Consider the following 14,426-nt stretch of genomic DNA (forward strand, 5'->3'; position numbering starts at 1 on the left):
TCCGCTCGACTTGCATGTATTAGGCACGCCGCCAGCGTTCGTCCTGAGCCAGGATCAAACTCTCCATAAAGGGACTTTCGACGGCAGGGTTTCCGTGAGGAAATCCCGAGAGTCGAAATGTCCAACTTGTGAAGAACCTTGAAGGCTCGTTCTGTACTGCTGGTTTGTCTCGCAGAACCGAAGTTCCGCTCGACTATTTCATTACGCTCGATGTTCAGTTTTCAAGGAACAAGGTTGTTGCTCTTACTTGCTTGCTTTACTTCTTCGCGGCCACCGCTCAGCGGCGACTTGAATAATATATCATAGGTAGATTGCCCATTGCAACCCCTATTTTCAATTTCTTTTTACTTTTTTGCCGGCATCCTCCTCCCAGCAAAAAAAGACCGTCCCAAGAACGATCTCTTGAGGACGGTCTTCCAATCAAGTCGAGTATATCGCGCAGATATACAGCTCTTTATCCTTCGTTAAGTTGATGATCTCCCCGTTAACGGATACCATCGGACGGGTCGGGTGCTGACGGTCGGTGAAGACGATCTCCCCGACGCGATTATCGTTAAGCTGAACAAGCATTCCATTGTGGAATTGCGTCGTTCGGTCAATGAACGTCTGGACATACACCGGGTCCAGCTTCCCGAACGATTCCGATTGCAACTGCTCAAGCACCAGATAAGGCGAGTGCGCCTTCCGATAGTTGCGCTCGTTCGTCATCGCATGGTACATGTCGGCGATTGCTACAATGCGGGCGTACGGATGGATGTTGTCCCCGCTTACCTTCAGCGGGTAACCGCTCCCGTCGAGCCTCTCGTGATGCTGCAGCGCGGCAAGGGCGACTCCTTTGTTCAAGGAAGGAACCCCTTCCAGGAGCTTGTACCCGTACACCGTATGCTGGCGCATCTCGTTCATCTCATCGACCGTCAGGCGAGACGGCTTGCGGAAGATCGCCGGATCGACGCGAATGTTGCCGATATCGTGCAGCAGGCCTGCCAATGCGACCGGCATCCAGTCCTTATCCGGCAGCTTATTCCACCTGGCCAATTGATAGGACGTGAGCGACGTCAGGACGCTCTTGCGGATCCAGCGATCCGGCTGGGCCGGATCGGGCGGAGGCTGGAACATAAGCACGTTGTATTCGTTGATATGATCAAGCAAGTCCTTGAGGGCATTGCGGATCTCCAGGATCGGCAGCTTCTGGCCGGGCCCCATCATCGCGAACACGCGCTTCAATTCCTTCTCCATCTGCAGGAACTGCTGCTGCAACGAAGTCAGCTTGGATTCCGGATTCGATGCGGACTCTTCGCCCGCTCCTTCCGACGTCGTCTCTGCGAGACCTTGGCGCGTAATATCCACATTCGGAATAAGAAACGCCTGCAGAATCTCCAAATCCCTTGGAGACAAGGCCCGTCCTTCGTTGAACAGCAGGTTCCCCATTGCCGTCTGAACGTCCTCCGTCAAGCGATCGCCTGCTTGAAGCTGTGATATGGGCAGTACTGGCATGTCGCTCTCATCTCCCCGATCGCGTTCGGAAAGGGTCTAGCCCTCTCCGTTCGCGTTAGCGTCGGAATTGCCGTCGTTATCCTCGACAGATCCCGATTCGCCGATGCCGTCCGGGATGTCGCTCTGGCCTTCCTCGCCGGCACCTTCCTCTTCCTCGCTTCTAGGCGCTCTCGCTACCGTCGCAACAAAGTCGTCGTCCTTGATATTAATCAGCTTCACGCCTTGCGTGATCCGACCCATCGAGTTGATCCCGGACATGCTCGTCCGAATGAGCGTGCCGGACGAGGTCATGATCATGAGATCCTCGCCGTCGTGAACGACCTTAAGGCTGACGATCGCGCCGTTCTTCTCCGTGACGTTAAGCGTCTTAAGGCCCTTGCCGCCGCGGGTCTGGGTGCGATATTCGTCTTCCGGCGTACGCTTGCCGTAGCCCTTGGACGTTACGATCAGGACATCTCGGCCGGCTTCCACGATATCCATATCGATAACCTTGTCGTTATCGTCGAGTTGGATGCCCTTGACGCCCGTCGCCGAACGGCCCATCGGCCGAACGTCGTCCTCGGCGAAGCGAATCGACATGCCCTCGCTCGTGCCAAGCACGATATCGCGTGAACCGTCCGTCAGCTTGACGCCGATCAGATCGTCGTCTTCGCGGAGCGAGATCGCAATCAGACCGACCTTGCGGATGTTCGCATAATCGTCAAGCGGCGTCTTCTTCACAATCCCGTTGCGAGTGGCGAAGAACAAATACTTATCCGGCTCCAGCGACTCTACCGGAATAACGGCGTTGACCGTCTCTCCCTGATCGATCTGAATCAGGTTGATAATCGGCGTTCCGCGCGCCGTCCGGCTGAGATCCGGAATCTCGTACGCCTTCAGCCTGAACACCCTGCCTTTGTTCGTGAAGAACAGCAGGAAGTGGTGCGTGTTGGAGACGAACAGATGCTCGATGAAGTCGTCATTCTTCGTATCCATGCCGACGACACCGCGCCCTCCGCGCTTCTGGCTGCGATACGTCGAGACCGGCAGACGCTTGACGTACCCCGTATGCGTCATCGTAATGACGACTTCATCGCGAGGAATCAAGTCTTCGTCGAGGATCTCGTTGTCCAGCGCCGTAATCTCCGTCCGGCGTTCGTCGCCGTACTTGGCCTTGATCTCGTCGAGCTCTTCGCTGATGATCTTCAGCACGAGCTGCTCGTCCGCAAGAATCGCCTTGTACTCGGCGATCTTCCCGAGCAGCTCATTGTACTCCTGCTCGATCTTCTCGCGTTCGAGTCCGGTGAGCCGGCGAAGACGCATATCGAGAATCGCCTGCGCTTGATCGAACGAGAGACCGAAGCGCTCGATCAAGCCGTTGCGGGCATCCTCGTCCGATTGCGAGCTGCGAATGAGCGCAATGACTTCATCGAGATGATCGAGAGCGATCCTGAGGCCTTCCAGAATATGAGCCCGGGCTTCCGCCTTCTTCAAGTCGTAAGCCGTTCTGCGTTGAATGACTTCGATCTGGTGAAGAAGGAAGTATTGGAGCACTTCCTTCAGGTTCAGAACCTTCGGCTCCTTGTTCACGATAGCGAGCATGTTGATGCCGAAGGTCGATTGCATCGAGGTCTGCTTGTACAGGTTGTTGAGAACGACGTTCGGGTTCACGTCCCGGCGCAGCTCGATGACGATGCGCATGCCGTTGCGGTCCGACTCGTCGCGAAGATCGGTAATGCCGTCGATCTTCTTCTCGCGGACAAGCTCGGCGATCTTCTCGACAAGTCTGGCCTTGATGACTTGGTATGGCAATTCGGTCACAATGATCCGGGCCTTGTTGCCGCTCTCCTCGATCTCCGCCTTGGCGCGCATCGTGATGGAGCCGCGGCCATTCATGTAAGCCTGACGAATGCCCTCGCGGCCGAGAATATATCCCGACGTCGGCATGTCCGGTCCCTTGATGTAATCCATCAGGTCGTAAGGAGTCAGCTCCGGGTCCTGAATAAGCGCCTGAACGCCTTCGATAACCTCGGACAGGTTATGCGGCGGAATGTTCGTCGCCATCCCGACCGCGATCCCGGTCGTTCCGTTCACGAGCAGATTCGGGATGCGCGCCGGCAGAACCTCCGGCTCCTGCTCTTCGCCGTCATAGTTCGGAACGAGATTAACCGTCTCCTTGTTCAGATCGCGAAGCATCTCCATCGAGATCTTGGACAGCCTGGCTTCCGTATAACGCATAGCGGCTGCGCCGTCTCCGTCGATGGAACCGAAGTTCCCTTGACCTTCAACAAGCATATAGCGCATCGAGAAGTCCTGAGCCATGCGCACCATCGCTTCGTAAATCGAGGAGTCGCCATGGGGGTGATACTTGCCCATGACTTCGCCGACGATTCTCGCGGACTTCTTGAACGGCTTGTCCGAATACATGCCAAGCTCGGCCATTCCGTACAGAATACGACGATGAACCGGCTTAAGCCCGTCTCTAACATCGGGCAAAGCGCGGCTCACGATTGTACTCATTGCATAACCCATAAACGATTCCCGCATCTCGACGCTGATATCTCTGTCGCGAATGGGGGAGCGTTGCTCTTCCGCCATGAAGATCCTCCTTCATCGTTGCCAAGCCTTCAAGTCCGACATCGAACCTACACTATCGTTCTTAATCGAACCGTCGCACTGTTCATTGTACCGCGTTTGTATTGCCTTCGTATTCCTTGGTACTGCCTTCGTATTTCCTTCGTCCTGTTCTTCCTGCCGGCACACACCGTGCGGCACAACGCGTCATAATGTATGAAGATGAATAATCCCATTATAGCATAATGTTGACGGGAAAGGTGGCGAGGCTCGTTGACGATCCAACGCGTCCTCAGTAAGCAAGCGAAGACCGATGCCCTGCTCGCCGATCGCCAGTTAAGCGATCAGATCCCCCTGACCCGGCCATTATCCCGAGCCTCCCTGCGGGAGCTGCTCGATCGATTCGGCATGGTTTACGTGAAGCCCGTACGCGGAACCTTCGGCCGCGGCGTCATCCGCGTCGAGTGGTCCCAGGGAGTGCCGGAGCCGTACCGGTTCCAATCCGAAGAGACGACGTACCGGTTCGCTGCCTACGATTCGATGTACGCCAAGCTGCTCGCCATCAAGAGGAAGACCGCGTATCTGGCTCAACAAGGAATCGAATTGCTAAAGCACCGGAACCGCAGGTTCGACCTGCGCATCATGGTGCAGCGCAATCCGCACGGGCGATGGGAGACGACCGGCGTCATCGGCCGGCTCGCCCATCCGCGCAAGATCGTGACCAACTACCATAGCGGAGGAACGCCGATGGCCCTGGAGCTTCTGATCGCCAAGCACCTCGAAGGGCGCATGTCCGTAGACGCCTATCGCCAGAGATTGAACGCCTTGGGAATCGCAGTCGCGGTCGCCATGGAGAAGAAGTTCCCCCGAATCCAGGAGCTCGGGGTGGACGTCGCCGTCGATCAGTCCTTGAAGCCTTGGATTCTCGAAGTGAACACGCTTCCCGACCCGTTTATCTTCCGCAAGCTGAAGGACCGCACCATCTTCCGCAGAATGTATCGATATGCCATCGCCTACGGGCGATACGGCAAGCGCTCAAGCCGCAGAGGTTGACTCGCCCCGAGATTAGGCAAGCCACCCGCCGATTCCGCAACCCGGTCCGAGGCTCGGATATTGTCTCCGACCTTCTCCCTGCTGTTGCCGCGGCGGGTGGCTTGAGCGACCCTGGCCTTCCATGATGCGGATGGAGATTAAATATCGAGATCCTTCACGAACTTCGCATGCTGGTGAATGAAGTCGCGGCGAGGCTCGACGTTGTCTCCCATGAGCGTATCGAACATGAGGTCGGCCTTGATCGCGTCCTCGATTCTCACCTGCAGCATCGTCCGATTGTTCGGGTCCATCGTCGTCTCCCAGAGCTGCTCGGCGTTCATCTCTCCGAGACCCTTATAGCGAGCGACGTTGATCTTCGTGCCTTCGCCGAATTCGGCGATAATCGCATCGCGCTCCGCCTCGTTCTGCGCGTATCGGATAACCTTGCCCCGCTCCACCTTGAAGAGCGGAGGCTGGGCAATATAGACGTAACCGGCTTCGATAAGCTGCCTCATGTAGCGATAGAAGAACGTCAGCAGCAGCGTGCGAATATGCGCGCCGTCGACATCGGCATCGGTCATGATGACGATCTTGTGATAGCGGGCCTTGGCGATATCGAAGTCGTCGCCGATCCCCGTTCCGACCGCAGTGATGATCGCGCGGATCTCGAGGTTGGACAGAATCCGATCGAGGCGCGCCTTCTCGACGTTGAGGATCTTGCCGCGCAGCGGGAGGATCGCCTGGAAGTGGCGATCGCGTCCGGACTTCGCCGAACCGCCCGCGGAGTCGCCTTCGACGATATACAGCTCGCTGATTGCCGCATCCTTGGACGAGCAATCCGCTAGCTTGCCCGGCAGGGCGCTGACTTCGAGCGCACTCTTGCGGCGGGTCAATTCGCGCGCCTTCCTGGCCGCTTCGCGAGCGCGGGAAGCTTGAAGCGACTTCTCGATCACCTTGCGCGCAACAGCCGGGTTCTCGTTCATGAATTCCAGCAGCTTGTCGGCAAGCAGGGATTCGACGATCCCTCTCACTTCGCTGTTGCCGAGCTTGGTCTTCGTCTGGCCTTCGAACTGCGGCTCCGGAATCTTGACGGAGATGATCGCGGTCAAGCCTTCGCGAGCGTCGTCGCCGGTCAGGTTCGATTCGCTCTCCTTCACAAAGCCCATCTTCCGCGCATACTCGTTGACGATTCTCGTCAAGGCGCTCTTGAAGCCGGATTCATGCGTTCCGCCTTCATGCGTGTTGATGTTGTTGGCGAAGGAGTAGATGTTCTCCGAGTAGCCCTCGTTGTACTGCATCGCGATCTCGACGGAGATGTTGTCCTTCATGCCTTCGACGTAGATCGGATTCTCATGCACAGGCTCGCGGGTCTTGTTCAAATACTCCACGAACTCGATAATGCCGCCGTCGTACTTGAACGATTCGCTGACTCCCGTTCTCTCGTCGGTAAGCGAGATCTGAATCCCCTTGTTCAGAAAAGCCAGTTCGCGGATACGGCCCACCAGCGTGTCGTACTCATATACGGTTGTCTCCGTGAACACTTCCCGGTCCGGCAGGAACGTCGTCTCCGTTCCCGTCTCATCGGTATCGCCGACAATCTTCAGGTCGTATTGCGGAATGCCGCGGCGATATTCCTGCTCATGAATATGCCCTTCCCGCTTGACCTTGACGACAACCTTCTCCGACAGGGCGTTGACGACCGAGATGCCGACGCCGTGCAAGCCGCCGGATACCTTATAGCCTTCGCCGCCGAACTTGCCGCCGGCATGAAGCACCGTCATAACGACCTCGAGCGTCGACTTCTTCATCTTCGGATGCTCGCCGACCGGAATGCCCCGGCCGTTATCGATGACCGTAATGCTGTTGTCCGTATGGACGATAACTTGGATGGCGTTGCAATAGCCGGCCAGCGCTTCATCGATGCTGTTATCGACGACTTCCCACACGAGATGATGAAGACCCTTGCCGCTGGTCGAGCCGATATACATCCCCGGCCGCTTGCGAACCGCTTCCAATCCTTCAAGAACTTGAATCTGACTCTCGTCGTACGTATTCTGTTGCGAATTCACGGACAAACCCTCCACCGCCTTCTTTGCGTTGACGCGTTCACGACTATAAATCGACCAGATAATGTGCCCGCTTCTTCAGAGTCGAAGTGGATATGGGCGAATAATAAACACGTTCTTCCGTCACGACGATCGACTTCGGGTCCTCTTCGCCGATGGTCTCCACATCCCGATTCTTGCGGGCATGCGCGACGAATTGCCGCGAGAGCTTGGAAGAACTCTCGATGGATATATCGAAGATGGCCACAACCTGCGATGTGCGGATAATCTTCTCTCCGCCGAGATGAATATACATGCCGCGCCTCCCAAGGGTTAGAGCTTACATCCGTACTTCTCCGTCCTTCACGTGATAAATCGCCGCGTCCTTCAGCCGGCTCATATTCACGCTCTCGATTCCCGTTGTCGTTATGAACGTCTGAACCCGGTTCTGGAACGTCTCGATCAGTTGCGTCTGACGCAATTGATCAAGCTCTGACAGCACGTCGTCGAGCAAGAGCAACGGATACTCGCCGATCTCCTCCCGCATCAGCTCCAGCTCCGCGAGCTTCAGCGACAATGCCGCCGTTCTCTGCTGGCCTTGGGAGCCGAAGGCTTGGACGTCCTTGCCGTTGATGTGGAAGGCCAGATCGTCTCGGTGCGGGCCTGCCAGGGTTGTTCCTCTGCGGAATTCCTGCTCTCTTCCTTGAGTTAACTTTAACATAAATTGTTGGAATAAAGAAGATTCATCTTGGGGGGAGGCCTCGTAGTCCCCCGAGAACGACGGACGGTACTCCACCGTCAACTGTTCCCCGCCATTCGTGATTCCGCGATGAATCTGCTCTGCCCACACCTGGAGTTTACTTATAAAGTTTTTCCTTTTTTGCATCATTTTAACACCGGATTGAACGAGTTGTTCATTCCAGACGTCGAGCATCGGCTGGGAGGCCCTTGATGCGTCCGTGGCCTTCAGGTAATTGTTCCGCTGCTGCATGATCCGTTGGTATTGCTGCGAATCGTATAAATAACCGGGGTGCACCTGCCCGATCTCCATGTCCATGAAGCGGCGGCGCACACCCGGTGCTCCCTTGACGATATCCAGATCCTCAGGCGCGAACAGCACCACGTTGATCGTTCCGACGAAGCCGCTCAGCTTCCGCTGCTCAAGCCCGTTCACCTTGGCTCGCTTGCCTTGAGCGGATAACTGCAGCTCCAACGTCACGTTGCCTTGCCTGCGTTCAAGTTCCGCCTTGATCCTGGCGGAAGGCTCGTTCCAGCCGATAAGCTCCTTGTCCTTGGAGGTTCGGTGCGACTTCGTGAGCGCCAGCACGTGGATGGCCTCCAGAAGATTTGTCTTCCCCTGCGCGTTGGGGCCGATCAGGATGTTGACCCCCGCGCGCGTCTCCAGCTCCAGTTGCTTGTAATTGCGGTACCCGTGAAGCTCCAAGCGATTGAGTTGCATCTTCGCTTTCCTTTCCGCGGGCTTAGCGGTTCTTCACCACGAAGCTGCCGCAGCCCTCCACTTCGATCGTATCCCCTGGCACAAGCTTGCGTCCCCGCCGATTCTCCGCCTGCCCGTTTACCGTTACGTTTTTCTCCTGGAGGAAGATCTTCACTTCCCCGCCGGAGCCGACGCAGTCCCCCAGCTTGAGCACTTGGCCGAGCGTGATGTAATCCGTCGATATCGCAATATCCTTCATCGTCTTCTCCTCAGTTCGTTGTCCGGTAAGGGAGGATGAGATGCAGGCTGTCGTCGTGCTCCGGCTTGAAAATAATCGGGCTCATCGCGCCGTTGAAGCCAATGAACAGATTGTCGCTGTCGACCACCTTGAGCACGTCGAGCATGTACTTGGAATTGAACGCGATGCGAATCGATTCTCCGGTCAGCTTCTCGACGGGAAGCACTTCCTGAACGCGGCCCAGCTCAGAGGAGCTTGAGGAGATCTCGATCGCTCCGGATTCGGTGGTCGAGAGGCGAACGATGTTCGTCTTCTCTTCGCGGGACAGCAGATACGCACGGTCGATCGCTTCGCTGAGCGCTTTTGTATTGAGGAACAGTTCTGTCTTGAACTGGTTCGGAATAATCTTGGTAGTATCCGGGAAAGTCCCGTCGAGCATCCGTGTGAAGAACAGGACGTTGCCGACCTTGAACAGCACCTGGCTGTCCGCGACGACGATATCCACAAGCACGTTGTGGTCCGGAATAATCTTGGACAATTCGCTGAGCGTCTTGCCGGCGATGACGACGTTGGAGAAGTGCAGCTCCGGATCGACGTCGGCGTTAACCTTGCACGTAGCGAGACGGTAGCGGTCCGTCGCGACGAACTTCAGAATTCCGTCGTTCAGGCTCCACAGAACCCCTGTCAGAATCGGTGTCGATTCGCTTGTCGTTACGGAGAAGATCGTCTGGCGGATCATCGTCTTCAGAATGTCGCCCGGGATGGAGAACACGCGATCCTCTTCGAGAACGGGCAGAACCGGGAATTCCTCCGGGTCCATTCCCATCAGTTGAATGTCGATCGCTCCCGATTGGATAAACGTCTGGAAGCGTTCGCCCACTTCGATGTTCACTTCTTCATCCGGCAGCTTGCGCACGATCTCGACGAAGAACTTGGCCGGAAGCACGACGCTGCCTGCACGATGAATGGTCGAGATGACTTTATCCGCGGTCTCCAGCGGAATAAAGCTCTGAATAGAGATATCGGTGTCGCTTGCCGTCAGGGTGATTCCTTGAGCGTGCGCATCGATCTTGATCCCGCTAAGGATCGGAATGGTCGTTCTAGCGGCAACCGCTTTGGATACTTGTTGAACCGCGTCGTTCAACTCATTGCGGGATATCGTCAGTTTCACGGGCTCACCTCGTTATTTCGACTCAGTTTGTAGATGTTCTTTTATTAAAAAATAGAAGCAGTAGCAGTAGGTGCGGTGGATATGTGGATAAGTACGAAAAGTCGCGAAAACGAAAGCCTATCCACATGTGTACTCTTTGTGTATAGGCTTTGATGTTTTCCACGGGTATTCGACGGCTGTCGGGACGATCAGGTTAAGTTCTTGATCTTCTCCGTCAAGCTCTGAATGATCTTGAACAGCTCCTGGTCGACCTTCATCTGCGACGAGATCTTCTCGTGGGCGTGAATGACGGTCGTATGGTCGCGTCCGCCGAACGCATCGCCGATCTTCGGCAGCGAATAATCGGTCATCTCGCGGGACAGGTACATCGCGATCTGGCGCGGGAAGGCGACGGCCTTCGTTCGCTTGCGGGCCTTGAAGTCCTCGAGCCTGAGGCCGTAGAACTCCCCGACGCGCTGCTGAATGTCCTGGATCGTGATAAGCCGGTTGCGCCCGGTCGGCAGAATATCCTTCAGAGCTTCCGCGGCGAGATGCGACGACACGTCTTGGTTGGTGAGCGAAGAATAAGCGACAATCCGGATAAGAGCGCCTTCCAATTCGCGGATGTTCGTGTCGATCATGTTCGCGATGTACACCATCGCCTCGTTCGGAATGTCGAGATTCTCCGCCTTCGCCTTCTTGCGCAGGATGGCGATCCGAGTCTCCAGGTCAGGCGGCTGAATGTCGGTGATGAGGCCCCATTCGAAGCGGGAACGCAGCCGTTCCTCGAGGGTCGGAATCTCCTTCGGCGTGCGGTCGCTGGAGATGATGATCTGCTTGTTCTCTTCATGAAGGGCGTTGAACGTATGGAAGAATTCCTCTTGCGTCCCGTCCTTGCCGGCCAGGAACTGAATATCGTCGATCAGCAGGACGTCGATATTGCGGTATTTGTTCCGGAAGCTCTCCCCGCGATTGTCGCGGATCGCGTTGATGAATTCGTTGGTGAACTTCTCGGACGAGATGTAGAGGACCTTCATGTTCGGATTATGTTCCAGAATATAATGGCCGATCGCATGCATCAGGTGGGTCTTGCCGAGTCCGACTCCTCCATAGAGGAACAGGGGATTGTAGGCCTTGGCTGGGGCTTCGGCTACCGCGAGAGAGGCGGCATGCGCGAATCGGTTGCCTACGCCGATGACGAAGGTGTCGAACGTATACTTCGGGTTGAGCAGATGGGTAACGCTCTCCTCGGCAACGACCGACTTCGGAGCCTGCTTGGGAGGGAATGCGGCGGGCGCTTCGGTGAAGCGCGCCTCTTCGATCGCGAATTTAACTTCGACCGATCGGTTTAAATAATCGGATAGAGCAGAAGAAACCAGCTTCGTGTATCGGGTCTCCAGCCATTCGGCGGCAAACGTCGTCGGCGCGGTTACTACGACCGTATCGTCTCCGACGAACGAAGCTTTGGTCGCTTTGAACCAGGTATCGTAACTTGGTTTGCTTAACTTGGTTTGGATGACCGACAATACCTGCTGCCAGATCTCGTTGCTGCGGCTGTCCACATGAGTCACTCCTTTACCTAGACAAGCGGACAATGAGCATTCTACTGTCGAACGAAGGCAACCCGATAAAGTTGTCCACAGTTCTCACGGAATTAAATATCGGGTTGTCCGCAATTTATGGATGTTGTTCACAAAGTTATTCACAGGGTGTTGATAAAACAGGTCCGTTTGGATGCTATCCACGAAGAAAGATAGAACTAATCATAGCAGATGAACCCGCATAATTCAACGAAATGCGGCCTGTTATCCACAAATTCAATAACTTGTGGATGAAACCTGTGCACAACACTAGATATTGTTGATACATTGTGAGACTTTTCGACAAAACCCGTTAATATCCGAAAAAACGACGATATGTTATTCACATGTGTACAAAGATGCAACGAGGATGAAATTACTCACAAGCCGTTTGTTGCTGTCGGAAGCTGCGAACGTTCGGCTGTCGATATTTCGGTTCTCCGCCTGTGGATTTCGCTTCTATATAAGGGATATGTATTAAGGAGGGACGAGCAGCGATAAGAAGGCATAAAAGAGGGCCAAGTGAGGAAGGTATTGGTTAAGGGGGACGATTGCTTGACTTTCGGGCCGTTGTTATGGTTTAATTTAAGGACCTGAGTTTTGAAGTAAGGGGGTATGATCTGTGGGTCCTACATTTAAGCCAAATGTAAGCAAGCGCAAGAAGGTTCACGGCTTCCGTAGCCGCATGAGCTCCAAGAATGGACGCAAGGTCCTGAAGGCTCGTCGTCAGAAAGGCCGCAAAGTGCTGTCTGCTTAAAGATAAAGAGACCACGTCAGGTGGTCTTTTTTCTTTATATTAGGTTCATAATAGTAGCATTCGTTATTTCAATGAGGGAACGAGTGGGTCGGGGGACGGTGTGAGATGCAGAGGAAGCTGCGCCTTCGGAACCGAGAGGATTTCAATCGGATATATCGGCACGGGCAATCGTTCGCGAATTCCCAGTTCGTCGTCTACTGGCGGAGATGGTCGGAGACGGAGCGGTTCCGACTGGGCATCTCCGCGAGCAGCAAGCTTGGCGGCGCGGTCGTGCGCAACGGACTCCGCAGAAGGATTAAGGAGATCGTACGACTGAATGCGGGCAAGCTCAACGACGGATTGGATCTTATATTAATAGTAAGAAAGCCGGCGCTCGGCCTGTCTTACCAGGAGATGGAGCGAAGCGTGCTGCATGTTCTGCGCAAGGCCGGATTGACGAAGGGTTCGACGCCTCCGCCTGCGAAGTCCTACGGCAAGAGAGCCGCCGGTGGAGGCGCTCCCAAGAACTCGCGCAGCGGCGGTCCTCGCGCTTTTCTTTGCCTTTAGTAGTATGGTATAGTGGATTTGTATGCAATGACCGTACTTGCATGATTAATGATATACGGATAGGCAAGCAGGAGAGGAGTTTGCACGTGTTCTTGTTGCGCAATCGCAAGTGGTGGATTACACTCAGCGCGTTGTCCGCGCTCATTCTGCTGCTGTCGGGTTGTACGCCTAACACAGCGAAGAAGACGACGGAAGAGCTTCAGAATTCTCACGGCTGGTGGGACAGCAACGTCGTTTACTGGTTCTCGCTTATGTTGGACAAGTTCGCCGACTGGTTCGGCGGGGAGTATGGACTGTCGATTCTTATTCTGACGATTATCGTCCGTACGCTTATTTTGCCGCTAAGCATCAAGCAATATAAGAATTCGAAGGCGATGCAGAAGCTGCAGCCCGAGATGGTGAAGATTCGCGAGAAGCACAAGGACGAACCGCAGAAGCAGCAGGAAGCGATGATGAAGCTCTACCAGGAGCATCAAGTCAATCCGCTGGCGGGATGCTTGCCGCTGCTCGTGCAGATGCCGATCTTCATCGCGCTGTACCGGGCGATTACGATCAACTCGGAGATTAGCGCGCACCAATTCCTGTGGCTGGAGCTGGGAGAGAAGGACCCGTACCACATCTTGCCGGTCATCGCGGCCATTACGACGTTCGTGCAGTCGTACATGATGATGACGATGAATCCGCAGCAGCAGATGGGGCCGATGAAGGCGCTGATGTTCGTCTTCCCGGTCATGATCTTCGTCATGGCGTTGAACTTCCCGTCCGCGTTGCCGCTTTACTGGATTTACACGAACCTCTACACCATCATTCAGAATTACTTCATGTATGGACGTTCGCCGAAGCCGGAAGGTAAAGGCAAGGAGGCCATGCCAAGTGAAAAAACTGGTGGCAATCGGAAAAACAGTGGAAGCGGCGGTAAGAAGCGGTCTAAATCAACTGGGCGTTGAGGAAGACCGAGTAGAAGTGTCCATCCTTGAGCATCCTAGCCGAGGGTTGTTCGGACTTATCGGCTCGAAGGATGCCAAGGTGGAGCTAAGCGTGAAGCCGGACGGCATTGAAGAGGCGATGGCATTCCTGCGGGAGCTGACGGGGGCCATGGATCTTCAAGTAGCGGTGGAGCGGAGCGAGGAAGCCGAGCAGACAACGATCAACTTGACGGGCGGCGAGCTCGGCATTCTGATCGGCCGAAGAGGCCAGACGCTCGACTCCTTGCAATACTTGACCAACATTGTCGCCAATCGGCATTCGGACAAGCATCTGCGGGTCGTGCTCGACGCCGAGAACTTCCGGGAGCGCAGGAAGCAGACGCTCGAAGCGCTGTCGGAACGAATGGCCAGCCGGGTTATCCGGTCGAAGCGGGAAGTGGTGCTTGAGCCGATGTCGTCCCAGGAACGCAAGATCATTCATTCCCGGCTTCAATCCAATCCTTATGTGAAGACTTACAGCCAAGGCGATGAACCGAACCGAAGCATCGTTATCGCCCCTAAGTAAATCGATCGCAACTACGCAATGGCTTCCGCATTCCTGCGGATCATTGCGTTTTTTACATCTTATAAGGGCGTTGCCCGAGAAGCGCGCAAGAGAGGGAGAGAG

12 protein-coding genes, 1 rRNA gene and 1 pseudogene are annotated in these 14,426 nt (G+C 55.3%); 5 read left to right on the forward strand and 9 right to left on the reverse strand.

What is annotated here, in order from left to right; all coding sequences use genetic code 11:
- The 3 genes from E6C55_RS28770 to gyrA form a co-directional block, all read right to left on the reverse strand.
- Positions 1–70: ribosomal RNA gene (locus tag E6C55_RS28770) — 16S ribosomal RNA — on the reverse strand; the annotation flags it as partial.
- 350 nt (positions 71–420) lie between these two features.
- Complete coding sequence (locus E6C55_RS28775) at positions 421–1,494, reverse strand: HD-GYP domain-containing protein (RefSeq protein WP_136373288.1); 1,074 nt, start codon at positions 1,492–1,494, stop codon at positions 421–423.
- Between the two features lie 36 nt (positions 1,495–1,530).
- Positions 1,531–4,071, reverse strand: coding sequence for a DNA gyrase subunit A (gene gyrA / locus E6C55_RS28780; protein ID WP_136373289.1), 2,541 nt, complete (start codon positions 4,069–4,071; stop codon positions 1,531–1,533).
- Positions 4,072–4,320: 249 nt separating this feature from the next.
- Here gyrA and E6C55_RS28785 point away from each other — a divergent pair, with 249 nt between their 5' ends.
- Positions 4,321–5,100: a YheC/YheD family protein gene (locus E6C55_RS28785; protein WP_136373290.1), complete on the forward strand. Its 780-nt coding sequence runs from the start codon at positions 4,321–4,323 to the stop codon at positions 5,098–5,100.
- A 137-nt stretch (positions 5,101–5,237) separates the two neighbouring features.
- On the opposite strand, the gene gyrB is transcribed toward E6C55_RS28785, so the two are convergent.
- The 6 genes from gyrB to dnaA form a co-directional block, all read right to left on the reverse strand.
- Positions 5,238–7,148, reverse strand: coding sequence for a DNA topoisomerase (ATP-hydrolyzing) subunit B (gyrB, locus tag E6C55_RS28790; protein ID WP_136373291.1), 1,911 nt, complete (start codon positions 7,146–7,148; stop codon positions 5,238–5,240).
- A gap of 43 nt (positions 7,149–7,191) precedes the next feature.
- Positions 7,192–7,440 carry an extracellular matrix regulator RemB gene (gene remB, locus E6C55_RS28795; RefSeq protein ID WP_136373292.1) on the reverse strand — a complete coding sequence of 83 codons (249 nt, stop codon included), beginning with the start codon at positions 7,438–7,440 and terminating at the stop codon, positions 7,192–7,194.
- A gap of 24 nt (positions 7,441–7,464) precedes the next feature.
- Positions 7,465–8,583 (reverse strand): DNA replication/repair protein RecF, encoded by a 1,119-nt coding sequence (gene recF, locus E6C55_RS28800; protein WP_136373293.1) that lies wholly within the window; start codon positions 8,581–8,583, stop codon positions 7,465–7,467.
- Between the two features lie 22 nt (positions 8,584–8,605).
- Positions 8,606–8,821: a S4 domain-containing protein YaaA gene (gene yaaA, locus E6C55_RS28805; RefSeq protein WP_136373294.1), complete on the reverse strand. Its 216-nt coding sequence runs from the start codon at positions 8,819–8,821 to the stop codon at positions 8,606–8,608.
- Positions 8,822–8,831: 10 nt separating this feature from the next.
- The gene (gene dnaN, locus E6C55_RS28810; RefSeq protein ID WP_136373295.1) at positions 8,832–9,971 is read right to left on the reverse strand and encodes a DNA polymerase III subunit beta; all 1,140 of its coding nucleotides are present in this window, start codon (positions 9,969–9,971) and stop codon (positions 8,832–8,834) included.
- Between the two features lie 188 nt (positions 9,972–10,159).
- Complete coding sequence (dnaA, locus tag E6C55_RS28815; protein ID WP_136373296.1) at positions 10,160–11,512, reverse strand: chromosomal replication initiator protein DnaA; 1,353 nt, start codon at positions 11,510–11,512, stop codon at positions 10,160–10,162.
- Positions 11,513–12,152: 640 nt separating this feature from the next.
- Here dnaA and rpmH point away from each other — a divergent pair.
- From rpmH to jag, 4 genes and pseudogenes are all read left to right on the forward strand, one after another.
- Entirely contained in the window at positions 12,153–12,287 is a 135-nt protein-coding gene (gene rpmH, locus E6C55_RS28820; protein WP_126956000.1) for a 50S ribosomal protein L34, read from the forward strand.
- Between the two features lie 105 nt (positions 12,288–12,392).
- A pseudogene (rnpA, locus tag E6C55_RS28825) lies at positions 12,393–12,734 on the forward strand (ribonuclease P protein component); the annotation flags it as partial.
- A 185-nt stretch (positions 12,735–12,919) separates the two neighbouring features.
- Positions 12,920–13,780 carry a YidC/Oxa1 family membrane protein insertase gene (locus E6C55_RS28830; RefSeq protein ID WP_230986905.1) on the forward strand — a complete coding sequence of 287 codons (861 nt, stop codon included), beginning with the start codon at positions 12,920–12,922 and terminating at the stop codon, positions 13,778–13,780.
- A complete protein-coding gene (gene jag, locus E6C55_RS28835; RefSeq protein WP_136373299.1) occupies positions 13,707–14,324 on the forward strand; it encodes an RNA-binding cell elongation regulator Jag/EloR in 618 nt (205 codons plus the stop codon). The genes E6C55_RS28830 and jag overlap by 74 nt, the downstream gene beginning before the upstream one ends.
- The last annotated feature ends 102 nt before the right edge of the window (positions 14,325–14,426 follow it).

It is taken from the genome of Cohnella fermenti, from assembly GCF_004801405.1.
Classification (GTDB): domain Bacteria; phylum Bacillota; class Bacilli; order Paenibacillales; family Paenibacillaceae; genus Cohnella; species Cohnella fermenti.